The 25,086-nt window shown below is 59.0% G+C and carries 22 protein-coding genes; 12 read left to right on the top strand and 10 right to left on the bottom strand.

Annotation, left to right across the window (positions count from 1 at the left end):
* Window positions 1-678: Gfo/Idh/MocA family oxidoreductase (locus tag VN887_08180; protein ID HXT39985.1), on the bottom strand; the 678-nt coding region annotated here is incomplete at its 3' end.
* A 296-nt stretch (window positions 679-974) separates the two neighbouring features.
* Between VN887_08180 and VN887_08175 the strand changes: the two genes are divergently transcribed.
* Complete coding sequence (locus VN887_08175; GenBank protein HXT39984.1) at window positions 975-2,189, top strand: GspE/PulE family protein; 1,215 nt, start codon at window positions 975-977, stop codon at window positions 2,187-2,189.
* 214 nt (window positions 2,190-2,403) lie between these two features.
* Here the strand turns inward: VN887_08175 and VN887_08170 are convergent, their stop codons facing one another.
* Window positions 2,404-3,681, bottom strand: a complete 1,278-nt coding sequence (locus tag VN887_08170; protein HXT39983.1) for a lactate racemase domain-containing protein — start codon at window positions 3,679-3,681, stop codon at window positions 2,404-2,406.
* Between the two features lie 4 nt (window positions 3,682-3,685).
* Here VN887_08170 and VN887_08165 point away from each other — a divergent pair, with 4 nt between their 5' ends.
* Window positions 3,686-4,336, top strand: a complete 651-nt coding sequence (locus VN887_08165) for a hypothetical protein (GenBank protein HXT39982.1) — start codon at window positions 3,686-3,688, stop codon at window positions 4,334-4,336.
* A gap of 18 nt (window positions 4,337-4,354) precedes the next feature.
* Window positions 4,355-5,233 (top strand): prepilin-type N-terminal cleavage/methylation domain-containing protein, encoded by an 879-nt coding sequence (locus VN887_08160; protein ID HXT39981.1) that lies wholly within the window; start codon window positions 4,355-4,357, stop codon window positions 5,231-5,233.
* Window positions 5,234-5,278: 45 nt separating this feature from the next.
* Here VN887_08160 and VN887_08155 read toward each other — a convergent pair whose 3' ends face one another.
* On the bottom strand, window positions 5,279-6,718 hold the full coding sequence (locus tag VN887_08155; protein HXT39980.1) for a cellulase family glycosylhydrolase: 1,440 nt from the start codon (window positions 6,716-6,718) through the stop codon (window positions 5,279-5,281).
* Window positions 6,719-6,854: 136 nt separating this feature from the next.
* Here VN887_08155 and VN887_08150 point away from each other — a divergent pair, with 136 nt between their 5' ends.
* Entirely contained in the window at window positions 6,855-7,505 is a 651-nt protein-coding gene (locus VN887_08150) for a type II secretion system protein (protein HXT39979.1), read from the top strand.
* A 2-nt stretch (window positions 7,506-7,507) separates the two neighbouring features.
* A complete protein-coding gene (locus VN887_08145; protein HXT39978.1) occupies window positions 7,508-9,580 on the top strand; it encodes a PQQ-binding-like beta-propeller repeat protein in 2,073 nt (690 codons plus the stop codon).
* Here VN887_08145 and VN887_08140 read toward each other — a convergent pair.
* Window positions 9,565-12,576 (bottom strand): PVC-type heme-binding CxxCH protein, encoded by a 3,012-nt coding sequence (locus VN887_08140; GenBank protein ID HXT39977.1) that lies wholly within the window; start codon window positions 12,574-12,576, stop codon window positions 9,565-9,567. The two genes, VN887_08145 and VN887_08140, sit on opposite strands and share 16 nt — an antisense overlap.
* A 136-nt stretch (window positions 12,577-12,712) precedes the next feature.
* On the opposite strand from VN887_08140, the gene VN887_08135 reads away from it, so the two are divergent.
* Entirely contained in the window at window positions 12,713-13,657 is a 945-nt protein-coding gene (locus tag VN887_08135; GenBank protein ID HXT39976.1) for an amidohydrolase family protein, read from the top strand.
* Window positions 13,658-13,714: 57 nt separating this feature from the next.
* On the opposite strand, the gene VN887_08130 is transcribed toward VN887_08135, so the two are convergent.
* Window positions 13,715-14,065, bottom strand: coding sequence for an antibiotic biosynthesis monooxygenase (locus tag VN887_08130; protein HXT39975.1), 351 nt, complete (start codon window positions 14,063-14,065; stop codon window positions 13,715-13,717).
* 20 nt (window positions 14,066-14,085) lie between these two features.
* The gene (locus VN887_08125) at window positions 14,086-15,210 is read right to left on the bottom strand and encodes an alpha/beta hydrolase (protein ID HXT39974.1); all 1,125 of its coding nucleotides are present in this window, start codon (window positions 15,208-15,210) and stop codon (window positions 14,086-14,088) included.
* 92 nt (window positions 15,211-15,302) lie between these two features.
* Between VN887_08125 and VN887_08120 the strand changes: the two genes are divergently transcribed.
* The gene (locus tag VN887_08120; GenBank protein HXT39973.1) at window positions 15,303-16,016 is read left to right on the top strand and encodes a DUF72 domain-containing protein; all 714 of its coding nucleotides are present in this window, start codon (window positions 15,303-15,305) and stop codon (window positions 16,014-16,016) included.
* A gap of 49 nt (window positions 16,017-16,065) precedes the next feature.
* Here the strand turns inward: VN887_08120 and VN887_08115 are convergent, their stop codons facing one another.
* Entirely contained in the window at window positions 16,066-16,680 is a 615-nt protein-coding gene (locus tag VN887_08115; protein ID HXT39972.1) for a DUF1080 domain-containing protein, read from the bottom strand.
* A gap of 56 nt (window positions 16,681-16,736) precedes the next feature.
* On the opposite strand from VN887_08115, the gene VN887_08110 reads away from it, so the two are divergent.
* The gene (locus tag VN887_08110) at window positions 16,737-17,348 is read left to right on the top strand and encodes a DNA-3-methyladenine glycosylase (protein HXT39971.1); all 612 of its coding nucleotides are present in this window, start codon (window positions 16,737-16,739) and stop codon (window positions 17,346-17,348) included.
* A 79-nt stretch (window positions 17,349-17,427) separates the two neighbouring features.
* Here the strand turns inward: VN887_08110 and VN887_08105 are convergent, their stop codons facing one another.
* Together VN887_08105 and VN887_08100 are read right to left on the bottom strand one after the other, a co-directional pair.
* A complete protein-coding gene (locus tag VN887_08105; protein HXT39970.1) occupies window positions 17,428-19,806 on the bottom strand; it encodes a DUF6797 domain-containing protein in 2,379 nt (792 codons plus the stop codon).
* Between the two features lie 170 nt (window positions 19,807-19,976).
* Entirely contained in the window at window positions 19,977-20,921 is a 945-nt protein-coding gene (locus VN887_08100) for a DUF6600 domain-containing protein (protein HXT39969.1), read from the bottom strand.
* Between the two features lie 317 nt (window positions 20,922-21,238).
* Here VN887_08100 and VN887_08095 point away from each other — a divergent pair, with 317 nt between their 5' ends.
* From VN887_08095 to VN887_08080, 4 genes are all read left to right on the top strand, one after another.
* Window positions 21,239-22,063 (top strand): SDR family oxidoreductase, encoded by an 825-nt coding sequence (locus VN887_08095; protein HXT39968.1) that lies wholly within the window; start codon window positions 21,239-21,241, stop codon window positions 22,061-22,063.
* The gene (locus VN887_08090) at window positions 22,060-22,239 is read left to right on the top strand and encodes a hypothetical protein (protein ID HXT39967.1); all 180 of its coding nucleotides are present in this window, start codon (window positions 22,060-22,062) and stop codon (window positions 22,237-22,239) included. The genes VN887_08095 and VN887_08090 overlap by 4 nt, the downstream gene beginning before the upstream one ends.
* A 78-nt stretch (window positions 22,240-22,317) precedes the next feature.
* Entirely contained in the window at window positions 22,318-23,610 is a 1,293-nt protein-coding gene (locus VN887_08085; protein ID HXT39966.1) for a hypothetical protein, read from the top strand.
* A 22-nt stretch (window positions 23,611-23,632) separates the two neighbouring features.
* Window positions 23,633-23,821 carry a hypothetical protein gene (locus VN887_08080; GenBank protein HXT39965.1) on the top strand — a complete coding sequence of 63 codons (189 nt, stop codon included), beginning with the start codon at window positions 23,633-23,635 and terminating at the stop codon, window positions 23,819-23,821.
* Between the two features lie 264 nt (window positions 23,822-24,085).
* Here VN887_08080 and VN887_08075 read toward each other — a convergent pair.
* A partial coding sequence (locus tag VN887_08075; GenBank protein HXT39964.1) for a sugar phosphate isomerase/epimerase occupies window positions 24,086-25,086 on the bottom strand: 1,001 nt, incomplete at its 5' end.

Below are 25,086 nucleotides of genomic sequence, written 5' to 3'. Positions count from 1 at the left end.
GGGGTCGATGGCGCCCTTGCCCCAGTCGGTCTCGCCCAGGCCGCGCGGTCCGAACTTGGCGAAGGTTTGCGCCGATACCGACTTCACGTCGAACTCGCCGAGCAGGTGGAGGCAGGTGTCGAGCATGTGCACACCGAGGTCAGCCGTGCAGCCGCCGCCGGAGAATTGCTTTTGAGTGAACCACGAGCCGATGCGCGGAATATTGCTCCGCCACAGCCAGAAGCACCGCGCGTGATAGACTTCCCCAAGATCGCCGCGTTCGACGATCGCTTTCGCAACCTGGGTGTGGCGGTTGAAACGGAAATTCTGGGCGACCATGAGCGTTCGCCGAGTTTTTTTCGCCGCTTCGATAATCCTGGCCGCGTCACGGGCGTTCGTGGCCATTGGTTTTTCCAGCAGTACATGCTTGCGCGCCTGCAATGCGTCAATGGCCAGGCGCGCATGAAGATGGTTCGGCACTGCGATCGTCACGGCGTCAATATCAGGCTGATCAAGCAGATCGTGGTAGTCGGCGTAGGCGCGGGAGATTTTGTAACGATCCGCCGCCTCCTTGAGCCGTTCAGGGTTCGTTTCAGCGACGGCCACTGCGGTGGCGCGAGGACAATGCAGAAGGCTGTTGAGATGATCGTGGCCGAAACCGCCGGTTCCAATTACCGCGCAACGAAGTCGTTCGGGCATAGATGTAGCGGAACTTGGCTGTTGGTCGTGGCTGACGTGTTGGAATTCTTTGTAGGTGTTTCATTTTGCCGGGTCAATCGCGAAATGGTTCTTCGACCCGATTTGGGGTGTTGTGATGCCCGTTTTTGATGAAATATGGAGAACGCGATGGAAAACAGGCGCAGCGTCCAACCGCCATGTCTGCATATTGTTGCAGCACGCTCTGGAGCGTATTTTGCCCAATTTCGGACTGGCCACACCCCGAATAGCCGCTAAGATGCTGACCGTTCAGCCGCCAAAGAGAACCAGGGATACGTGTGAACCAGACTACTCGCTATCTGCAGTCAGTCGCCGAAGGGGCCGTCGAAATCGGCGCGCTGGTCAATTATCTGCTCATCGACGCCATCAAGGCAGGCGCCAGCGACATCCACATTGAGCCCTGGGAGAGCACGCTTGTCGTGCGCATCCGCCTCAATGGGGTGCTCAACGAGCTTGTCCACCTGCCGCTCGATTTGATGGAGAAGATTTCGGGCCGGCTCAAGGTAATGGCCAGCCTGATTTCTTATCAAGCCGACCTCCCGCAGGAAGGCCACGCGCCGGCCAATCCCGAACTTGGCGGCGTCGAACTCCGTATCAACGTTTTCCCCACCGTGCGCGGCGAAAAAATCGTCATCCGCATTTTCGACCCCAGCAACCGCAGCTTCGACCTGGGCGGCCTCGGTTTCGAGGACGACACGCTTCAAAGGTTCATCAAGCTCCTGGCCCGGCCGAGCGGATTGATTTTGCTCACCGGGCCGACCGGCTCCGGCAAGACCACCGCCATTTACGCCGCACTTTACCATCTCGTGCAACGCTCCGGACCGAGCATCAGCCTCAGCACGGTCGAGGATCCGGTGGAATTCAACCTGCCCATGGTCAGCCAGGCGCAGATCAACCCGCATAAGGAATTCACCTACCCGGTTGCTCTTCGCTCGCTGATGCGCCAGGACCCTCAGGTCATCATGATCGGCGAAATCCGCGATCCGGAAACGGCCGCCATCGCCGTGCAGGCCGGTCTCACTGGTCATCTGGTGATCAGCACGATCCACAGCGGCAGCACCGCCGGCGTTTTCGCGCGCCTGATCAACATGGACATTGAACCCTTTTTGCTGTCCTCCAGCATCATTGGCGTGATTGGCCTTCGTCTGATCCGCAAAAACTGCGCGTATTGCGCGCAGCCTTATCAGCCCGAACAAGGCCTGATGCGCTTGCTGCCGCCCGAAGCGGTCGAGGCCGCCACCTTCCGGCGCGGTGTGGGCTGCAAGGAGTGTCTGGAGACCGGGTTCTCCGGCCGCACGGCGGTAACTGAGATGCTCGTTGTGGACGAAGTGGTCCGGGACGCAATTCTGCAAAAGCTGCCGACCCGCTCGTTGCAACAGGTCGCCATTCAACAAGGGATGCAAACCCTCTTTCAGATGGGGTTGCGTCGCGTGCTGGCGGGCCAGACCCCACTGGAAGAAATCCTGCGCGTCGTGGCCGTGGACCAGTTTTGACCGGCTCGGTGAGCCGCGGACGGTTGCTGGAGGACATGGATCGCGGCAGCTCTATCAAATTCTCCGCTTCATGACGCCCGGCATCGCGTTGTCCGTGCCCTGCTTCATCTGCAACAAATATCCGGAAAACGATAAAAAAGTCTTTCTGGGTGCCATGGTTACGCCCTCTTCCGGATATGACACGGTTGTTGAGTGGGAATTCTTTGATCTGTTTCTACTCTTCGAGATCGTTGGTTGCATCGAGCCGCATTTCGCGAGGCTCTTCAAGCGCTTCCAAATCCGTGCGTTGTTTGACCTCGTTCGAGTAAGCTTCCGACACCTCCAGGGTTGCCAGGGACAGTGTGTCCGCGACGCGCACGACTTTCGCCCGACGCGTGTCGGGAATCGCGAGCGACGTCAGCGCGTGGGCAATGCACTCGCGGTCGGTGACGAAATGAATGGGAATCTTCGCCCCGTTCGGTGTGAGCGAGGTCAACGCGTTGATATAGGTCACCGGCTTGTCCATCGCTTCAACCAGTCGCGTCGTGGTGAGGTCGGCGAAGCCGATGCCGATGGCATTGCCGTGGGTTTCCGGCGTGAGATCGCGCACGAAAATGCGTCGAATCATCGGGCTCGCCGGATTGTCGGAACCGAGCGAAGTCGAGTAGCCGTGCACCCAGCGGCCCGTCACGTTCGGGTCCATGCCGGAGCCGCTGATGTTTTTGCCGATGCGATCCACGATCAGCAGGTCAATACCGTCGAACGGCAGCCGCGGCATGAGCCGTCGCGCTTCCTCGAGCAATCCCTTTTCACGTTCTTCGATCTCGTCGCATTCCAGCACCGCGATGCGGGCGGTATCGTGGAACTGGTTTTCGACAATCGCCACGCCGCAAAGTATCGGCGCGTTGCGCAGCATGACGCGCGCGATGGAGCGGAGAGTGTGCTCGTAGCCGAGGCGCGATGCCGCGGCGTGACAGGCCGCGGCGCCCGCCCGTTTGCCGAGACCGATGACGCTCATCTTCATCACTCCGCTGCCCAGTGCGCCCTGAAAATCCGTGTGCGGCTTGACCCGGTTGACGAGCACGATGCCGTCCGAGCGCAGCGCCTCCACACTGCATACCACTTCCACACCCTCAGCGGTTTGCCCGATGCGCTCGACCTCCATCGACGCGTGAATCGGAACGCCCATGCTTTGTCCGGTGATGCCGTAGCTTTCGAGTATGGCCGTCTGGCCTTCGGGGGTCGCTCCGCCGTGGCTGCCCATCGCCGGCAGGATGAATGGGCTTGCGCCGGAAGCTTTCAACACGCCCAGCACTGAAGCGACAATTTCTTTGACGTTGCTGATGCCCCGACTGCCGACGGCCACTGCAATCTGCGCGCCCGGCCTCAAGTTCGACAGGAGATTTCGCGCCATGAATTCGCGCCGGATCGTCGCGGCAACGTCCAGCGGCGGCGATGTGGGGAACTTCTGGCGCACCGCAAACATGCGCGGGAAGGGAATGGTCGGGTTCATTTCAATGCCCGTTTGGATTCAGCGTTGGCAAGCGGCCCGTTCGCAGGTCGCCGTGACGTGGGTGGACATCAAGTTTGCCAGACTTCTTTATTTTCATATCCAACGAGGCCGATGCACCTTCGCGCCATTGACCGGCGATGTCATCGTCATACGGCTGGTGACGCCACGGCACACAGCAATCCCTTATCATCGCGACGGGGTGCGCGAAAGAAAATTAGCCCGGCTCCTGATTGCGCCAGCCGACAGGCTGCTTGTTTTTTTCCGCGGGTCTGATTTGCTTAACGGCATGACACCTCTCCTGGTTTTGGCATTGATCGTTGCTTTTGCCTTCACGGGTTGCGGGAAACGCCCGGAAACCGCTTCCCCAGCCCCGGCTTCGTCAACGGAACCTGCGCCGACAGCCGCCGGAGCGCCGGCGGCGGAGCAAACGCCTGCGTCGGTTCCGCGTTCGGATATGCCCGCGGCCGACCTGGCCGCAACGCTGGGCAATTTGACCCAGGCTCTGCGCAAATACAGTTTCGAACACCAGCGCCTGCCAAAGACTTTCAGTGAAGTGGTCGCGGCTGGGTACGTGAAAGACATGCCGCAGGCGCCGGCCGGCCAGAAATTTGCAATTGACGCGAAGACCGTACAGGTGATTCTGGTGAAGCAATGACGGAAGGTTGAGTCGAATATGAACGCGAATCGCCAGGCTTCCGGCCGAACTTTCCTCCGGCGCGCGTTCACCCTGATTGAGCTGTTGGTCGTCATCGCGATCATTGCCATCCTCGCCGCCTTGCTCCTCCCCGCGCTATCCAGCGCCAAGGCCCGTGCGCAGAGGTTGAAGTGCACGTCCCAGATGAAACAGCTTGGGCTTGGCTTCGACCTTTTTGTCCTGGACCACAATGACCAGTATCCGCCGACAGCATTCAGGACCGGCGATTACCAATATCAGTTATCGTGGGACGATTATATTCACCGCAACATCGGCGGCACGGATTCGGACGCGGATTTACTGGTGGGTGCTTCGGGCGCTTTGGCGGATCCCCTGGTTGTTCCCAAGATTCTGAAATGTCCCGCTGATAAAATCGAGATTACCATCGTATGGGCGAAGTTCGCCCAGCGGAGAACGTATGCCATGAACGGCGACGACATCGTGGGACCGAACACCATCCCGGCGTCGCCGACGCACGGCGTGGGTGTCTATATCGCGAACAACAACGGCTCCCTGCCGCCGTGGGATCCGCCCGGTTACAAAAGCAGCATCGTGAAAGATCCGACAGGGACCCTCCTGCTCGTGGAACAACCTGAGGGCGGCAACATTGCCGGAAACGACTGGCCTTCATTCTGCATGGGCCCGACCGGACCCGCAAATTCCGGGGACCAGACCCCGTACCAGATTGTGAGCGGTGGGAGGCGCGCATGGGGATCGTTTGCTTACGGGCTTCACGGCCAGCGCTTCAATTATCTTTTTCACGACGGCCATGTGCAGACGCTCAGGATCACCGATACCATCGGCAGCGGAACGACAAACGCTCCACGAGGGATGTGGACAGTCACGGTGGGTGATTGACGGGCGACTTCACTCTCCGTTCTGAGGAGCGCCCCACGCAGCGCGTCACTTTTTGACCAGCTTTAGCGCGATGTCGTCGTGGTACGGAGGGGAGGTAAGCACGACCAGGCCCTTTTTACTCTTCACGGTTTCGCGCCTGCCAATCGCGCCGGTCAATGGATCGACCCATTCCGCGCGGTAAGTACCCGCCGCGAGTTCCAACCCGATGACCGCCTGACGCGGGGCCGGTTTTTCGCCGCCCGACGCAAGGTAAATCGCGTAAGCCCTGCCCGGTTCGGCCAGCACCCGCGAGGTGACGCCATTGAACGCCTTGTTGGTCACCACCGACGACAACGGCTGCATCTTGACAAAATCGAAGCTGTTGATGAAGTCGCGCAGCACCTTCATCTGCCTGCGAAAAGCGGGATTGCCTCCTCCCGGCTGTTTTGCCGGATAAACAAACGTTCCGTCTTCATGCCCGGCAACGAACGAGTAGTCGAGGTTGTTGAACAATCCGCCGCCCGCGAGAATGAATTCCCAGGCTTCGACCCGATACGGCAGATCATTCGTGCCGCGAAAACCGGTTTCGTTGTCGCCAATGACTTTGTTCAAGCGATAGTTCATCGCGACCGTGTCCGGAGGTGACGCGTAATGGAAATTGAAAATCGAGACCGCCGGATGCGGGTTGACGACCTTCGCTTTGTTGTTCGCGATGTTCTGCGAAATCAGATGCCGGTTCGGCAGGCCCTTTTCGGTTTCCTCAATGACATCCGCGATGTGATGTTGCCATTCGAAGGTCACGCCGCCGAAGTAAGGCTCGTTGCAAATCTCGTAATAAACGTTGTCGAATCCGTTCAGCTCCGCGACAATTTTCCGGGTCACCGCCTCCTGCACGGCGAGCAGGCCGCCGTTCCCATCGAGCGTATAGACATTCGTGCGGGTGACCCCGCCGATTCCATTGACGTTGTTGGCGGCGTTTTGCGGACTGAGCCGCCATTGGGCCTCGTCATACATGGGGCAGAACAAATTCATCTCGACCACGATGCCGCGCCGGTTTGCCTGGGCGACGAAGTCCTTCAACCGCCGGAAATACGTCTCGTCCCATTTCGAGAGATCGAACTTGTTCCCGCCGTTCGGATAACCCGGCGTCTCGCTCCGTGCCCACGGGCAGATGAACCGGCCCGCCGACGGCGCCAGCGTGTTGCTTGCGATGTTGAACGCGCCCAAGGGCTCGACATAAGCGCCGGAAAACGTCCGTGTGAGGTTCAAACCGTCTTTGGCCAGCGCATCAAGATACCTTGTGTAATCGAAATCGAGGTTTAACACCGCGCCGTAATGTTCCCCCGAGGTAATCAGGACCGCAGGTTTGCCGCGAAACAGGAAGTAATGCGGGTTCGCCGGGTGCAACGCCAGCGGTTTGTAGGGACCGGCGGAGGTCAGACCGGGGAGCGCCAGGACCAGCGCGGACAACAAACGGACAAGCGGGAGTTCAGAGGAGCGGTTCATGGGTCCCATCCATACCACGCTCAGAAGTACTTTGTAAACGCTCAGACTGCGCCGCGACCCGTTGTGAAAACGCTGGCTCGCCCTCCGCACACTTCGGATTGCCTTTTGCGCTCATCGATGATAGACATCGTTACCGGTGAGAATTCCCGGTTCCAGGTTTGTGGTTCAGCTTGCCGCGCCGAACTCTGTTTGCGTCCCCGGGGTCCACGGATTCAGCCTGATCGAACTGCTCTGCACGGTCGCCATCATCGTGATCCTTTACAGCCTCTATTTCACTTCCGGATCGGGCCACTATCAGGCGAGACAGAAAGCCCTTTGCCGGCAGAACCTGGAGCATATCTACGTCGCCTTGAAAATGTTTGCGGCGGACAACAACGGCTCGTTTCCCATTGCAACCAACGCCGCCACTTCGGAAGCGCCGCTCAGTCTCCTGGTTCCGCGCTACACATCCGTCACGGGGATTTTCATCTGCCCCGGCAGCAAGGACAGGCAATTGCCGGAGGCTCAACCGTTCGCCCGTCGAAAAATCAGCTACGCCTACTGCATGGGCCGGACGATCAATGACGGCGCTGATCAGTTGCTGATGTCGGACGCACTGGTGGACGCGCGCCCGAAGCAAAGCGGCCAGTTGATATTCTCGGCTGACGGAAAGAAACCGGGCAACAACCATCATCGGTTTGGCGGCAACCTCATGTTTTGCGACGGCCAGATACAATCCAGCCCGTCCCGGGCTTCAGCGCCCATCGCCGTACCCGCGAGCGCGACGCTGTTGAATCCCAAACCGTAATCATGCGGATCAAAATCCAGTGCCCGTGCGAAACCCGCTTCGCGTTCGATGTTGAACCGGTGAACGGCGCGATGCCGGTGCGCGTCAACTGTCCGGCATGCGGCGCCGACCAAACAGACGCCGCCAATGCGACCATCCAACAGCAGCTCGTCCCAGCGGCACCGGCTTCAACGGCCGTCCGTCAGCCGATCCGCATCGCCGGTGCTGCTTCCGCGCCCACGGCCGCACCTTCACCATCCGTGCCAGCCCCCGCCGCCGAGGCTGGAGCGGCCCGCGCCCTGTTCTGTCCCAAACACGCGCAGGAGCCGGCGACGGGTACCTGCCACGTCTGCGGCAAGCCCACCTGTCCGAAATGCATGGAACAATTTGGTTACGTGTGCTCGGTCTATTGCCAGAGTCAGGCCGACCAGCGTGGCATCCGTATTCCGGTTTATGCGGGGCAGAAATCTGTCGTCCGTGCCCAGGAATGGCGGAAGACTAAACTCGTGCTGGCGGGAATCGGCGCGGCGGTGGTGCTGCTCTTCGCCGCCTACGGGTGGTACGTATTTGTCGGGAGCAAGCCGCGCACGTTCTATTCACTGAAAATCTCGAAAGCGGACCGGCCGGTCCAGGCGGAACTGATCTCGACCAGGGAAATGCTCCTGTTGCGGGCGAACAGACTGGCGTTGATGAACGTTGCCAACGGAAAGGAAATCTGGTCCACGACTTTGCCGGCGGAGAACCCGCCGCCTCCAGCCCAACTGAAAGGCCAGCCCGCATTGTTTCGTGACGATGATTTTGAAGCGCCGCCGCCCCGATTCCAAATCGTGGGCGACGATGTATGGGTTTCAACGGGTGACCGCATCCTGCGATTCGAAAACCAGACTGGAAAAAGGAAATCGGAAGTGCCGATCAAGGACCGCATCCGCGATGTCGATTTCACCGACGCGTCGATCATGGTGATTACCGAGGATTCGGCAAAACAAAAATCCATCACTCACGTCATGCTCCCGTCTGGTACCGTGAAAACGGACGTCGTGACCGGCCCGCCCCGCCTTCGGACCCCGCGCCCCGCCCAGATGCGCATTTCAGGCGCCGCCGACGGGGACCTGGCGGACCTGGCGCCGGACTCGAAGGAGTTTCTGCCCGCGGGAGCCAACGTCGTCCAGGTACAGAGCACACTTCTGGAGAAGCGCCTCGTGGCAGTCCAGGCGATGAAGGCTGCGCCCGCGAAATCCACGCTCGACAGCGGCACTCTCTCGGCCCGCGACAGCATGAAAGCGGCGGGCGAGATGTTGAACGAAATGCAGCGGGAACGGACCGGCGGCGTCAGCTACGAGAACGAAAGCCTGTATCAGGTGACGCTGCGCCGGCTGGCCCCGGCGGACGCCCCCGATTGGACCGGCAACGTGACCGGCCCGCCCCTGCTTTTTCCGCAGAGGACCGTGGACGCGCTGACCGCAGGCAAGACGATCCATGTCTTCAACAAAAAGAATCAAAAGCTTTGGGAGGGCAAGTTGAGCTTTCCGGTCGCGGACTCGGCGGGTTCCGGTGGCAACGCGCCCTGCGTCGAGGAAGCCGGCAGTTTGTACGTGTTTGACAAGGGTGTGTTGACCGCGTTTGACGTTCGCACCGGAAACGTCCGCTGGCGCATCTCGAGCGTGGGCATTTCCCAGGTGGTTCGCGACAGCCACGGAAATCTTTACGTGGCGACAACTTCAGCCAGTCCCGAGTCAATCCAGTATTCGCAAGAGGTCAGCATCGCGGACAAACCCTATCCGGTGATCATGAAAGTGGACGCCGCGTCGGGCAGGGTGATTTGGAAGGCGGACCATCTGGGCGATCACTGTTATATCTCCGGGAAGTACGTTTACGTAACGGAGGCGCGAATCTCCGGGCTGGACGTCATTCGCGCCGGCGGCGACGACAGCGATGTGCCGGTGCATCATCGGATTTACCGGATCGATCCCGGTGACGGAAAGTATCTCTGGCAATATTACCAACCCAAGGCTCCGCAGCGCATCTCTGTGCAGAAAAACCGGCTGTTGTTGCAATATGCCGGCGAGGTGCGAGCGCTGAGTTATCTGGCGCTGTAGTCCGCGACAACGAGGAATTCGAGCAGGTCCGACATGTCCTGAGGGGTGAGGCCGGCCTCGAGACCTTCGGGCATCAGCGACTGGCCGGAAGGTTGCAGCCGCGCAATTTGTGAACGTAGCACGACTGTTCCCGTTCCGTTCGGGCCACGCAAAGTGACGCTTGTCGCCGACTCGCTGGCGATCAGACCGGACAAACTTTCGCCCGACTTCGTATCTACCGTGTAGTTCAAATAACCCGGCGCCACCTCGCGGTTGGGATCGAGGATGTTGACCAGCAATGTCGCCTTGCCCGCGGTCTTGACCGTCATCAGGTCAGGGCCGACGGCGTTGCCCTGACTGCCAATGCGATGGCAGGTTGCGCAACGTTCCAGATAAATCCTTTTGCCGTTCACTGGATCGCCGCGCAGTTGCAACGCGGGTAGAAACGTCTTAACGACTTCATCACGCCCGGCCGTTGGCTTCGCGCCGAACAATCGAATCGCTTGCTCGCGGATTCTCGGGTCCCGGTGTCCTCGCAGCATCTGCAACTGTTGCGCGGTAACCTCCGATGGTGAGACGGTTCGTTGCTCAATGGCTTTGAATAAAGCCAGTGTTCTCTCCGGTCGCGTCAGCATCACCGCCACTCCCTCACCGCGAACGCGCGCGGTGAGCCGGTGCCAGTTCGTCAACACCGCTTCGCTGACTCGTGAATCGGCAAACTTGCCCAGCGCTTCGAGCGCGGCCTCCTGGACCGGCTCCGATTGAGCCGAGCCGAGCAATGACGACAGAGTCCCTCCCGCCCGGTCAAAGCTGGTCAAAGCGAGCAACTGGATTGCTTGAATTCGCGTTCGCCCGGGGGTTCTCGCATCCCCCGCCATCGTTGCCGCGCGCGCGAACATTGACTTCAGTTTTCCGGCTGCGTCAACGCCCCCCAGCGAACTGCCGGCGTTGCGCAGGCCGTCGCCCAACCCGCGGGCGGAGAGAAACTCGACGTCGGAATCGGCGTTGTTCGCCAGAACGTTCAACACGGCTCCGACGTCCACGGGGTCATTCTTCGTTCCGATGACACCGGCTAGTTGCCGGAGGAATTCCGGCGCCCCGTGTGAGCCTCGAAACCGTGCGTCGCCGATCAACTCCCTGAACATTTCGCCGGCGCCGTACTTCAACGAATTCAGGACGGCGGCCCGCATCCAACGATCATCAGCGTCGTGACGCGCGATTTCGGCGAGGGCCTTGATCCTTGCAGGGTTCTTGGATTGACCGAGTGCGAAGGCAAGTTGATAGCGCACCCGAATATCGGGATCGCGGGACAACGAGGCGGCTTTTTTCCAAAGCGGTCGCGTAATGGCGTCGGTGCGCGGAGCAAACTGCTCAGTCAATCGCACCGCGTGCTCTCGCACCAAAGCATCGTGGTCGTTCAGTGCTTTCAAAAGATGCGTTTGCGACAATGCTCCCAACCCGTCCAGCCCATACAACGCGTGCATCCGTGCCAGCGGTGATTTGGATGTTTTGAACAGTTTTTCCAGCGACGACACAGCTGATTTGTCCTGTCGTTCGCAAAGCAGGCGTGCGGCGGTGTCGCGGTGCCAGCCGTTTGGACTTTCCAACAGTGCGACGAGTTCCTGCGTTGTCGCGTCGCTCAGATGCGGCAGCTTCGGCTGTTTGAAACCTTCGGGCACAACGCGGTAAATGCGGCCACGGTCGTTGCCGCTGTTCAAATCAAGGTGCTTCTTGATTGACTCCGGCAGCGACCACGGATGCTCGATGACTTCGCGGTACATGTCCGCGATGTAGAGCGTCCCATCGGGCGCGTTGGCGAACTGCACCGGGCGAAACCAGTTGTCGCGGCTGGCGAGGAATTCGGTTTTCTGTTCGTCCTCCGCCCGCCGCGCAACGAGGCCGACTCCGTCCGGATAAAGTTTTTTCCGATGAACCAGATTGCTGCCGCAGTCCGCGATAAACGCGTTCTCCCGGTAATCTTCAGGGAACGCATCGCCGCGATAGATCGTCGCTCCCGTTGCGCCGGTGAAATAACCCGAAGGTCGTCCGCCGCCTTCAACCGGCCCGGTCGCGAGACCGGTGACGCGCCAGCGTGTACGGATGACGCGCCACGGTTCGTCCGGGCTGATACGGAAAACTTCAGCTGCCGGCCCGTCCGCCGCAATGCTCATGCGCGGTGGGGGCATGGTGAAATAAGGGTTTCGCGCCAGGTAGCGGTCTTCATACATCACGAGCTGGATGTGGTCGCTGTTGCTGCAGACAAATTTTCTTCCGCGATTGTCGAAGCTCATCCCGTGCTGCCCGCCGCCGCTTTCAGCGCGGAAGTCCAGCGTACGCGGATCAAACGAGAAATCCTTGCCGCGCAAATCAACCGGTGCGTTTCCGGGTTGCCTGGCGCAAACCACCTTGCCGCCGCTCATGCTGGCGGAACCGTGGATGCGGTTATCGAGTCCCCAGTTGAACGAGTTCATCAGGGCCTGGACATTCAGGCGGTTCGTCTCGAAAGGCGCGTAATCGCTGGCGAAGCCCGTGAAAACCACCTCGCGCGTGTCCGCCACGCCATCGCCGTTCATGTCCTTGCAATAAAGAATGTCCGGTGTTGCGCCCACGAACACGCCGCCGTTGTAGCAAAACACCGCAGTCGGCCACGGCAGTTTGTCCACGTAAACCGTGCTTTTGTCGAAGCGGCCGTCGCCGTCCGTGTCTTCGAGCATGCGGATCCGGCCAAGGTGCGGCGTTTCGTTTCGGCGCTCGGAATAATCGCGCATCTCGACGACGAACAGCCTCCCATCTTCGTCGAACGACATCGCAATCGGGTCAACGACCAGCGGCTCGGCGGCGACCAGTTCGAGGCGGAAACCCTTTTTGACCTGGAACGTGGACAACGCGTTGTCCGGCTCGGTCGGAGGGACGCGGGGAAGATCCTGATCGGACACTTCCGGTTCGGCGGCGAAAGCGCGGAGCGAGAACACCAGGAACAATGCCAGTGCGACTCTCCACTTGCTGCAAGGCTTCATCAACCGGATGATGGGACAACAAACGCGCTTCACGGAAGCAATAAAATCCCGGGAACCTCAATTCGAGTTTGAACTGCGGGAGAAAACCGGCAAACCTTTCCCCGCCAAACCACATGCGATGGCCGCGCCCTGTCCAGTGAAACTGTCCCGCCGCCGGTTCATCGGCGTGTCCGCGACACTGACGCTGGCCCCGCGAATGAGTCTGGTCGGGGCCGAGGGGGATGCGAAGGCTGACCCGATCATCGACATCCATCAACACACGCACTACCACGGTCGTTCGGATGAGGATTTGATCCGACACCAGAAGACGATGGGCGTGTCGCTCACGGTGTTGCTGCCGGCGGGCTCGACCGTGATTCGCTCCTCGACGCTCGAGGGCAAGGCCAACGGCCTCCAGGCCGAGTGCTACGGCAACGAGTCGGTCGTAAATCTGGCCCGGGGGCATCCAAAAGAGTTTCTGTTTTTCACCAATGAAGTGCCTGACCTGCCCGAAGCAAAGGCGGAGATGGAGAAGTATTTGAAGCTCGGCGCGCGCGGTATTGGCGAGCAGAAGTTCAGCGTGGACTGCGATTCGGTTTACATCGGGCGCGTGGCTGAACTCGCGCAGGCCCATGGCGTGCCGGTGCTGCTGCATTTCCAACACGAGACGTATAACCTCCACATCGAACGGTTTCACAAGGTTCTGGAGAAGTATCCGAAGGTGAACTTCATCGGCCACGCCCAGACCTGGTGGGCCAACATCGACAAGAACCATGCAGACCAGGCCGTGCTTTACCCGAAAGGCGGGGTGACGCCGGGGGGCATCACCGACCGTCTCCTGTCGGATTATCCGAACATGTTCGGCGATTGCTCGGCCGGCTCGGGGTTGAACGGGCTGACGCGCGACCCGGAGTTCACGCCCGGGTTTCTGGAACGACACCAGAACAAACTCGTCTTTGGCAGCGATTGCGAAGACACGGTCGGCTCAGGAGAGAAATGTCAGGGCGCACAGATCATCGCAGCGATTCGCCGCTTCGCGCCGAGCAAGGCCATCGAAAGAAAAATTCTCTTTGAGAACACGAAGAGGCTGCTCAAATTATAGCGGCATGAATCGAGTTAAACCAGAAATGCGAACCTGCGTTGATTTACGCAATTCGTGTCAAGATGCGGTTCCGACCGGTTGCTCGAGTCCATACTCCCGCTCCGTTTTGCAAATCCGCAGCCGGTAATGCTGATACCAATCCGACTTTCCCTTCGCCTGTGCGACGAGGTGTTCTTCGTTCCGTTTCCAGTTCCTGATTGCGTCGAGACTTTTCCAATACGAAACGGTGATGCCGAGGCCGTCGGCGTCACGCACGGATTCAACGCCCAGGAAGCCGGGCTGTTGGCCGGCCAGTTCGACCATGCGCGCGGCCATCTCGCCGTAGCCCGCGTCGTCGGATTCAGTGCGCTGCGAGGTGAAAACTACCGCGTAGTACGGCGGTTCGGGTGTCGAAGCAATTCGGTTCATCACAGAGGGAATTGGCGCGTTCATTTTAGATGGTTGTCGAAAAGTTTGTAAGCCATCGCCCGCACCTCGCGTGGAAATAAATGCCCGCAATCAGGATGTTCAACGCGGAGGTTCTTCGGCGCACGGTACAGCTCAAAAACCGGCAGGGCGGCGTTCGCAATGGCATCCACGCTGCGCGATTTGAAATTTGTATCGCCCAGCGGCGCGTTGATGAAGACGTTTCGCGGCGCGAGCGCACCGATGAGTTCAGTAAAATCGAACGGAAGGTCGTCCAATCGTCCCGCGTATTTCGCGAGCCTGGGCATGTACCGTGTCTGGCACCAGCCATGTTCGGGTTTCCAAACCTCTGGATCGCCCCCGTAATAGTCAACGAAGGAATCGAAGCCGCAACTGGAGACGATCACCTTGATGCGTTCGTCGAACACCGCCGTGAAGATGGCGTTGTGACCGCCGAGCGAATGTCCGATGACGCCGAATGCGCCGCGCTTCACGAACGGCAGTGACTCCAGCAAGTCCAGACCGCGAATGTTGTCCCAGATCGCCTTCATCGTGCCGCTCGGGTAGCCGAGCGCTTTGAGATCGGGATTGTAGTCAGCCAGTAGCGGGTACGGCGGAGCCAGGCAGACGTAACCGCGTTTCACAAGCTCGACGCCGTACTCGTCGTTCGGACTGTTGCCGAGACCGACGACGACCTTCTGTCCGAGCCGATGGGTCTGGTGCAGGCAAAGAACACCTCGTGCCTTGATTTTACCGGCCAGCACCGATTTTGGGACCAGCAGATATGCCGGGACGCGCGAGCCGGGTTCGGACACATAAGTAAGGAAGCGCCTCACATATTCGCCGCAGTCCACCTCCTCTTCGATCTTCACATCAAGAGGACAGCGCTTCCGTTTTTCCGGCAGCGGTCCCATGATTTCTTGCATGGCGCGAAGGATTTCGGCCCGTCGTTTCTGCCAGTCGCGAACGGATTTGACCGGCAGGACGGCGCCTTTGGTGCCTCGAAAAACCATCAGGTTCGTCCGAGGCAGGCGTTGCGGGGCGTCTGCAACCGTTGATCCGGCGTGCGCGGCCGGTCGCGCGCCCGGAAAACAGACGAGCAGGCACAGCGCCCCGACCGGGCGCAGGACCGAGGAACGACAACTCATGCGGCGAGATTGGAGCATCGGCCGGGCGCAGAAAAGGCGGAAGATGCAAACCCGCACTGGTAAACTTGAACGCCGCTGCTACAGTCCGCGCCATGCTTTGGGTTGGCACTTCGGGTTTTCAATATCCGGAATGGCGGGGAAGTTTCTATCCCGACAAACTTCCGATTTCCAAAATGCTGCCGTATTACGCGGAGCACTTTCCAACCACGGAAATCAATTACACGTTTCGCCGCATGCCCACTGTTGAAATTCTCGAGCGCTGGGTCATCGCGACGCCGCTGGAATTCAAGTTCACCCTGAAGGCGCCGCAGGAGATCACTCACTTCCGCCGGTTGCGCGACTGTGAGAAAGTGCTGGGCGCATTTTGCAACACGTTGCCGGCCCTGAATTCCAAACTCGGTGTTGTGCTGTTTCAACTGCCGCCCGGTTTCGCCAGGGACATCCCGGTTCTGGCCGATTTCATGGAAGCGCTGCCCCATGGCGTTCGAGTCGCCTTCGAGTTTCGCCACAGTTCGTGGCACGACGATGAAGTGTTCGCGCTGTTCAAGTCGAAGAACGCGGCGCTGTGCATCGCGGACAGCGAGCGAATGGCCACTCCCATCGTGCTCACCGCGGATTTTGGTTACTTCCGACTGCGCGATGAGGGGTATCGCGACGCCGACATTGCGTGCTGGGCGGAAAAGATCGCGCAAAACCGGAAAGGTTTGCGCGATGTCTTTGTTTACTTCAAACACGAGGAGAAAGGTGTCGGAGCTGAATTCGCGAAACAACTGATGGGTTTGTTGTCCGGCCTGCCCGACACCTGAGACCGATCGCGGTGGGAGCGGCTTCCTCGTCCGTAGAAAGCCGAAAACGTCACAGCTCCTGGATCCGGATATTCCGAAATTTGACCACCGATGTTGTATCGTGGTTTTGCAGACCGATATAACCCCGGGTCAGGCGGTCGGTTTCGTAATCGATGGTCTGCTCGCCATTCCAACTGATCTGAATTCGTCGTCCATGGGTTTCAATGCGCACATGGTTCCATTCGCCGGCGGGTTTCGACATGTTTTTCCTGGCGGGGACGACGTCGTAGAGCGAACCCGCCGAGCCCTTGGTCGGCTGGCGGCCGTGGTCGGCGAGGATTTGCATTTCGTGTCCGGTAAACGCGGGGTTCTTTTCGAGGGCGGAACGGATGAAGATGCCGCTGTTGCCGCCGTCGTTGATGGCGTAGTCCAGTTCGAGGACGAAATCGCCGTATTGTTTGGTTGTGCGGAGCCAGGAGCCGCTTTTCTCCGGGTTCGTGCTCCAGTCCCTGCCATTGCGACCAACGAGGAGGCCGTCTTCAACCGCCCATTCACCGCCATACATCGCCACCCAACCCGTGAGATCGCGTCCGTTAAAAAGCGATTTCAACTGTCCGCCGCCGGTTGTCGAGCAGCCGGCCAAAGCTCCGAGAAACAAAAGTGTCGCCAGGGGTGATTTTTTCATGGCGAATGTTGTTACCTTCAGATTCTGATTTTGGCCAGATGATTAACGCGGATCCCATGCACGAAACAGCCATCGAACATCTGGTCAACTCGGACAAGGTCCTGGCCCGCCTCATCCGCAAGGTCGGCCCGTGCGAGTTGAAGTCGCGCAGGCGCCACACGCCCTTTCGCTCGCTTGTCCGTGCGGTCGCCCATCAACAGCTCAACGGGACCGCCGCAACCGCCATCCTGAATCGTGTCATCGCGCTTTACCCTGACCGGACATTTCCCACGCCGGAAGATTTGCTTGCGACGCCGGACCGGCGGCTGCGCGGCGCGGGTCTGTCGCGCGCAAAAACCGCCGCCGTGAAGGACATCGCCGCAAAAACAATCGAAGGGGTTGTTCCCTCCTCGCGTGTGATCGCCCGGCTGAGCAACGAGGAGATCGTCGAACGGCTCACGGTCATTCGCGGCGTCGGGCCGTGGACGGTGGAGATGCTACTGATTTTCACGCTCGGGCGGCTGGACGTCCTTCCGGCGACCGATTTTGGCGTGCGCAAGGGTTTTGCCGTTACTTACAAACGCAAAGGGTTGCCGGAGCCGGCGGAGCTGCTTGAGCACGGCGAGCGCTGGCGTCCGTTCCGTTCCGTCGCCGCCTGGTATCTCTGGCGCGCGCTTGATGGAAAGTAACGGCGGGGCTTCTCTGCCGCTCGCGAGGTCAACGAATTGAATTCCTTTCCGTCCCGGAACATCCATCACGGCCCGCACTTCAGTTTGTGCCGAGTTTCCTTTCCCGTCCGAGCTTGTAAATGGTGTTGTAGATCTCCTGAGAAACCGGCGTGCCGTCGGCGGCGTCAATGTTGAACCGGATCTTCATCTGATCGCACGGCCGGATATCCGGAATCTCCAGAAACACCGTTTTCTTGTCGGCGGAGAGCCGTGCCGATTTGACTTCGGGCCGGTCGTGCTTCTTCTCCGCCGGGTTTCTTACCGAAAAGTCGGGAGAACCATAGTTGCCAGTCCACAGGTAGTTCCATTGTTCGACACTGTAGTTCTGGGCATCCGTCGCGGACTTGTCATCCAGCGGCGAGGCGAATGCGATTTCCATTCCGTTTTTCATGGCGTGAAGCGCTGACGGCAGGTGGACGGGTTTCCCGGTGAAGCGGACCCGGTAAAATCCGCCGTCCCGTGTCGCGCTCGTCTGCCAGCCCTTCAACCCGCAAAGATAGACCTGGCCGTCGCGCGGATTCACCCGGCCGCGCATCAGACCCGAATTAAACTTCAACGGCAGTTGCACCATGCCGCCTTGCGTCACGCCGTCAACGTCCTCCTTCATGACTTCGAACAGCGTGCATTTGCCGTAGGACATAAAGAGCAAATGGTCCTTCAACGGTCCCCATTTGTCGCCGGTCACCCAGACCTGCCCGCCGCTGGAGTTGTCCATGCTCATGGGCAGCCAGCAGAACGGCAGATCGTAATGATCGGGAATGGGGGAATCGGCGTCCCAGCCGCGGAAACCATATTTCGCGCGAACCCGCGGATCGCTCGGGTTGGCGGTGAAGTTGGTGCCGTTGCGGCGCAGCTCGAGGTCGCGATGCGCGGAGGGGGTCATTCCATAAAAGCCGCCTTCCCGGATCCAATTCAACTTGCTCGAGGGCATCCAATGGCCCTGGTTGTCGCTGACGGTGATCTCGTCATGAGGACCGACGGTCATTCCGTTTGGCGCGCGGAATCCCGTGGCAATCACTTCGAACTTTGCGCCGTCCCTCGAGACTTTGAACAGGCAGCCCTGGTGCGGCGAAGTCACCTCCGGCTCCCAGGGCGCGCCTTTGGCGAAATAAAAGTTGCCTTTCGAGTCGGTGTGCAGGTCGAGCGCAAATTCGTGATAATTCGGCGTGACAATGACGTCGTTGTTGAAGTTCTCGTAGAAATCGGCCTCGCCGTCGTGGTTCAAATCGTGCAGGCGCGTGATCTGGTCGCGGCCCAGCACATAAACGGTGTCATCGACGATCTTCAAGCCAAGGGGTTGAAACATCCCGGTGGCGAAGCGCCGCCAGGTCAGCTTCTCCAGCGAATCGTCAATCCCGGACACGATGAAAACATCGCCGTGAAATGTGCAGGTCGCCGCCCGTCCGTCGGCGAAAAAATCGAAACCGCCGAAAAACGTATGGACGTTCCACGGGTTTGGATACGGCTCGGTCAGAGTATCCGCGATATAAGGGCCGTCACCGGTCCCGCGGACACCCCGCGTCACGGCCGGTTCTGGAAAATGCGCCGGGCCGCCGTTGCAGAAACCCGCAAGGTCCACCGCGGGGCCTCGGGTGATCAGACCGGTAGCCGTCCGGGTGAGGTCTTTCTGCGGACCGCGCCAGATGGCGAGTTGAAACCGGGCGGGATCTTTGAGCGGCGGAAGTTTTAGATGAATCCGGCCGTTCACGTTTTCCCAGGCCGCGCCTTCCAACGTCCCTCGCAGACCTGCCGCGATCACGCCGCCGCCCGCGCCCGCGGCATCCATCAGGACAGCCACGTTCCCGGCTGCGGGTCCGGATTTCCCGTCGCTCTTCGCCGCCTGGCCGGCTTCCGCCACCAGCAGCGTCAGGGGAGCAGACGATCTGCCGACTTGGAACGTCCGCGTGAAAACGACGCCCGTTTCAGTATTCTCGACACCCGGCATTTCGAGCACCTCGCAGTCGCCGACCGTGTATGACAAAATCACGTTGTCGCCATGCACATGGAGTCCTCGATAATGCGCCCGGTCTTTCGGCAACGGTCCCTGATGATCTCGACGGGGGTCGGTGAAGTCTCCGTCCTTTGCCCAGCCCGGACCCGGGCGCGTGCCGAAGAGCGGATCGCCTTTCACCTGGGGCGGGGGCGGCCATTCAATGCGTGAAAGCGTGTTTCCGAACTCGAGAAAGTCTCCCGTCCATACCAGGGACAGCCGCATCAGGTCCGTGTCGTAGCAAACATACGCGCGTTTGTCCGCGCCAACCGTGATCACGATGCCTTTGTCCGCAAGGATTTCATTCCGGCCTTTGCCGCGAACGGTGCCGGACCAAAAGGGACCGCGGACCGGTTCGACACGAGCCGGCTGCGCGGCGAGTTCGACTGCCGACAAAATCGCCGCCACAACACAAAAGAGGTTTCTCATACGCATAATGGACTTCACTTCCTGTTTGCGAATTCAGGCGGGAAAGTTCGCCGGGATAGTGGGGCAGCTTCGGACGTGGTCAAGGATGGACTGTGATATCCAGGGCCGCGATCGCAAAAAAAACGCGCGGAGCTGGCGTTGCTCCGCGCGTCGTTCACTGGCGGTTCGGGTCAACGTTTCTTTGACCCGCGCCCTTTTCCTTTTTCTCCGTCTCCACCGTGTCCTTTCTCGCGATCAGAGGAGTCATCGTCGTTGGCAGATTTTCCCTGCGGAGGCGCGATGTCCCTGCCACCCTGATTTCGCTCCTTCTCCGGCCTTGCGGCAGTCTGCGCCGCTTCCGGACCGCGTCCCGGCTGGCCCCGGCGGGTCACCGCCTCCGGGGCGGGCGTCTGCCGGACCATTTCGCGGATTTCCGCCTTGCGAATTTTTTGATCCGTCGCCTTTTGCATGGCGCTCAAACCGGGCCCTTCATTCACCACGACCCGCTGAGGTGCGGTGCCGGAGAAAGTCCGGTCCGCCCGCTTGATGTTGGTGAGGAGCGTCGTTTTGCTGATGACCGTCTTGTTGTTTACGATCACGGACGCGGGCGTGATCCGATCATGGAAGTGGTTCGCCTCGACAAAGACGAAATGTTCCGGCGCCACCGTCACGCGTGAGGCGAGTATCACTTCACCGCGACCGAACTCAACGTGCGGCGGCAATGGCGCCCAGCCCACATAGCCTCCGCCGACGCGCCACGCGACCCATGCCGGCCCCCATTCGACGCCCGGCACCCAGACCCACCCGGCGCGCGGATCATACACCCAGCGCCCGTAATGATAGCAGGCCCACGCCCAGGGTTCGTCGCTGACCCAGTACCAGCCGCAATCGTCGGTCCACACCCAGTGGCCGACGGCATACGGCCGCCAGCCCGCTTCGACACGCGCGGGATGCCAGCAACGACCGTAGGAGCCCACTTCAACCCAGACGCCCTGCGCCTCCAGCGGCGCGTAAAAGTCAGCTTCCGCCCGTATTTCCACGGAAGCTGAGATTTCGTGCAGCGCAAGAGCGTTGAAAACACCGACGCTGAAACCACCCGCCATTACCATGCAAACCACAATCTGTTTCGTTTTCATGATATTCCTTTCTCCCGTCGCTACCTGCACGCCTGCTCGGGCGTGCAACCTCCGAAAAATACACTGTTGTTGGCGGCAGCGCTCGCGAGAGTTTGAGGAAAAACTTCTGTAAGTTTGAACAAACCCGGCGTCGATTTGTCGCGCGGCGTGCGTCAGGAGGGATGGGCCGCAACCGCCAATGAATTAAGGGCGCCGGAAGTGGAATTGGAACTGTTCCGATCCCACCAGCCGCCGCGCGTTGGTGACATCCGTGGGCTGAATGAAACGTACGAAAGAAAATCACTGCGCTTTTCGGGGACTGACGATTAACTGCACCAATGCACGAACTGGCCAATTGCGTTGCGATCGTGACCGGCGGAGCGTCCGGCATTGGCCGCGCCCTGTGCGAACAACTTGCTTCTGACGGCGCGTTCGCCGTTGTCGCCGACATCAATATTGGTAAAGCGGAGGAAGTCGCGGCAGCCATTCGAGAGCACGGGGGGCGCGCCGAGGCGGCGCAGTTGGACGTGTCGCGTGAGGCGGAAGTCCAGCATCTGGTGAGTAAAATCGTGGCTGCTCACGGGCGACTGGATTACATGTTCAACAACGCCGCGGTCGCCATCGTGGGCGAACTTCGTGATGGCAACGTTGCGGATTTCCGGCGCGTGGTGGACGTGAACCTGTTGGGCGTGGTGCATGGCACGATGGCGGCGTATGCCGTGATGCTGCGCCAGGGCTTTGGGCACATCGTGAATATGTCGTCCATGACCGGTTTGATGCCGACGCCGATTATCACGGCGTACAGCACCACGAAATGGGCCATCATCGGTTTCTCGACGTCACTGCGCGTGGAAGCGGCCGGGTTGGGAGTGAAGGTGAGCGTGGCCTGTCCGGGCCTGGTGCGAACGAACATGGGCGAACACAATGTGTATTGGAACGTGCGGAAGGAGGACCATTTGGCCCAGCTTCCCTTGCGCTGGGCGATCGAGCCGGGCCAGGCGGCGAAAGGCATCCTGCGCGGAGTCGCGCGCAATCAGGAACTGATCGTGTTTCCGTTCTCCTCCCGCGCGGCGTGGTGGATGTCTCGGATATGCCCGTGGGTGTTCGCGCCGCTGATGCGAGGAATGTTAAACCGCTTTCGCGCCTTGCGAATCAAACCATGAACCTCAACCACGCAACGAGTGAAATCACCACCGGCAGCAAACCCGGTATTGACGCGACGGAGAAACTCCTGTGGCTCAACCCTCAACCATCCACACTCAGCCAACTTCCGCCGCCACTCATCGAGATGGATGACGCAGTGAAGGCGAAGGCGGGAAAACTGATGCGAACGACCTGACATCGCGCCAGCAGTGATGAACGGCGATATTATCGCACTTGCGAAAGACGATTCAAACCAGTTACAAGAACTGACAGGATGACAGCCGAAATCGCTATCTTGAACAAGTCAGCGGTTGCGTTAGCAGCTGACAGTGCCGTCACGATAGGTAGTGAGCGCAGCCGGAAGATTTTCAACACAGTCAATAAGCTCTTCACGCTTTCCAAGCATCGCCCTGTGGGAATCATGGTTTATGGAAGCGCTCAAATCATGGAAGTTCCGTGGGAAACAATCATCAAGGTTTATCGGCAGCGGCTCGGTTGTCGAAGCTTTGCTCACTTAGAAGGTTACGCCGGAGACTTTCTACGATTTCTCGACGGAAATCGTTCGTTCTTTCCCGCATCGGAGCAAAGAGACTATTTTCAGGGACTTGTTTCGGCGTTATTCCGTCGTATCAACGATGATATAAAAGTTAAGGTCAAAGATGTTTTAGATAAATCTGGGAAGTGCACAACTGCTCAAGTTCGTCAGATTGTTCGCTCAGAAATTGACAGTCACTTTGGCAAACTGAAAGAGGTGAAAATCCTGAAGGGATTCTCGGAAAAATTTGCGGCGCGATTGCTGCGAAAGTTCAAAGTGCCGCTGCGAGAAATCCAAGCCCGCGTTTTCCAAAAATTGCCTTTGAGTCCGCCAGATAAGAGAAAGCTCAATATGATGGCCGGTTGGCTTTTTGTCCGAGACAGTTTTCGAATAAGAGGAACTTCAGGGGTTGTGATAGCCGGCTTCGGAGAAATGGACATTTATCCCAGGCTGAAGGAGTTCATCGTGGAGGGTGTCATCGAAGACAAGCTGCGCTTTCGGTCGCAGCGCGACGTGCAAATTGGTTCAAAGACATCCGCTTCGATCATACCCTTTGCTCAAAGTGAAGTGGTTCGAAGTTTTATGGAAGGGATGGATCCTGGGGTGGAAGGATTACTCGACAAGTTTCTTGATGAGGTGTTCGCCAATTATCCCAATATTTTGTTAAACCATATCCCGAACCTGACAACGTCAGCCAAGGCAAAAGCCGCGAAAAAAACGGAGGCTGCTAGCAAAAACATCTTAGAAAAGTTTCGGGCAGCGTTTGAAAAGTTTCGAAAAGAGACACTGATTAACCCGATTGTTTCAACTGTCAGCGTTCTTCCGAAAGACGAGTTGGCAGCGATGGCAGAAGCTCTTGTCAGCCTCACGTCGTTCAAACGTAAATTTTCTCTCGATGCTGAAACCGTTGGTGGCCCAATAGATGTCGCCGTTCTGTCCAAAGGGGATGGTTTCGTATGGATTAAGCGTAAGCATTACTTTAAGGCAGAACTTAACCCTCACTTTTTGACAAATTACTTCCAAGACGACTAAACTCTTGCTATAGAGAAAGGCTATGAAAACACGGTCTAACAAAGAGAAAGCCGACAAACGCGAAATTCGGTCCGTCGCCGACTTCAGGAAACGGTTTTATCCCAAGCCCGTGAATCACGAACCTTCGGAGTCACCTGATCCTGAAGAGGTGGGCGAGAAGCTGGCCAAAGAATCTCTCGACCGGTTACAAGCAGCACTCGCAGCCATGTAGGTTTCAGAGCGAGACGTCACAGCTTTTGCTCGCTTCCGAACATTTGTCGCCTCTGCGGCGAAGAGAATCTCAACGAGATTCCGTCCCGAAGTCCAGGGCCGTGAGGCACGAGCCGTTCGCGAAACGAAACACTGTGCCTGTTGTTCCGTTATCCCTCTGGTCATCATCCCGCCAAACATCCCGAACCGCAAAGCGGTTGCGACCAATTCGCTTCCGCAAGGCACTCATAAACGGCCTATAGGGGAAGCGTTCTCGTGTTCGTTTCTACCACTTCACGCTTTCGAGATAACGCAGGCTGCGCGGAATCTGGTTGATGGCTTCGACGGATTCATCTTCGATGAAATAGTGCTTCAGCCCGGCGCGCTGGGACTCGCGGAGAAGCGCCGGCCAGTCCACTTGTCCGTCACCGATGGCCACGCTCCAATCGTCCGGCGAGCCGCCGGTCAGGTCGCCCTTGACGCCCTTCTTCAAATCCTTCACGTGCATCAACTCGAACCGATTGCCGTATTTCTGCATCAGCTTCACCGGATCAGCGCCACCATGCGCCACCCAGAACACGTCCATCTCGAAGGTGACGAGCTCTGGCTTCGTTTCCGCAACCATCAAATCGAACAGCGTGCCGTCCTGGTAAGGTTGAAACTCGAAGCCGTGCAGATGATACGCGAAGCGCAGCCCGGCGCTCTTCAACTTTTCTCCGGCCTGGTTGAACATGGCGATCGCATCGCGACAGTTCTGCTCGTTGAATTTCCCTTTGTCGTGGGGAATCCAGGCGACGACGACGTACTGCGCGCCGAACGCCTTTGCATTCGCAATCGCGCGGTCGGGATCGTCGCGCAGTATTTTATAGTCCACGAAGCTGCTGATCACTTTTAGTCCGTGCGCTTCGAGCATTTTGCTGAAACGCTCGTTGCCGTACCCATAGTTGCCGCCGCCTTCAATCTCGGTGAAACCAAACTTCTGCACGTGGTCCACCGCGAGCGGAACGTTCTTCTGGAAGTGATGGCGCAGACTGTAAAGCTGAAGGCCCAGTGGTCCTTTGAAACTTGCGCCGGTGCCGGCCTGCTTGCGCGGGCCGGTGCCATTGTTTAGCCACACATCAACGCGCGGCGCTTCCCAGTTGTAAGGCTTGTTGAGAATGTCGAGGTCCCCATCGCCATCGAGGTCGGCGAGCTTGCCTTCGTGAAAACCGTGGCCGGTGGCAAGAACTGTTTTGCGGACATGCCCTTTGCCGTCGCCGTAGAAAATCCACGCTTCCGCTTTCGGAT

Source organism: Candidatus Angelobacter sp. (genome assembly GCA_035607015.1).
GTDB lineage: Bacteria > Verrucomicrobiota > Verrucomicrobiia > Limisphaerales > AV2 > AV2.
Note: the sequence above shows the minus strand (reverse complement) of the source record. Positions and strands in the feature narration are given on the sequence as shown.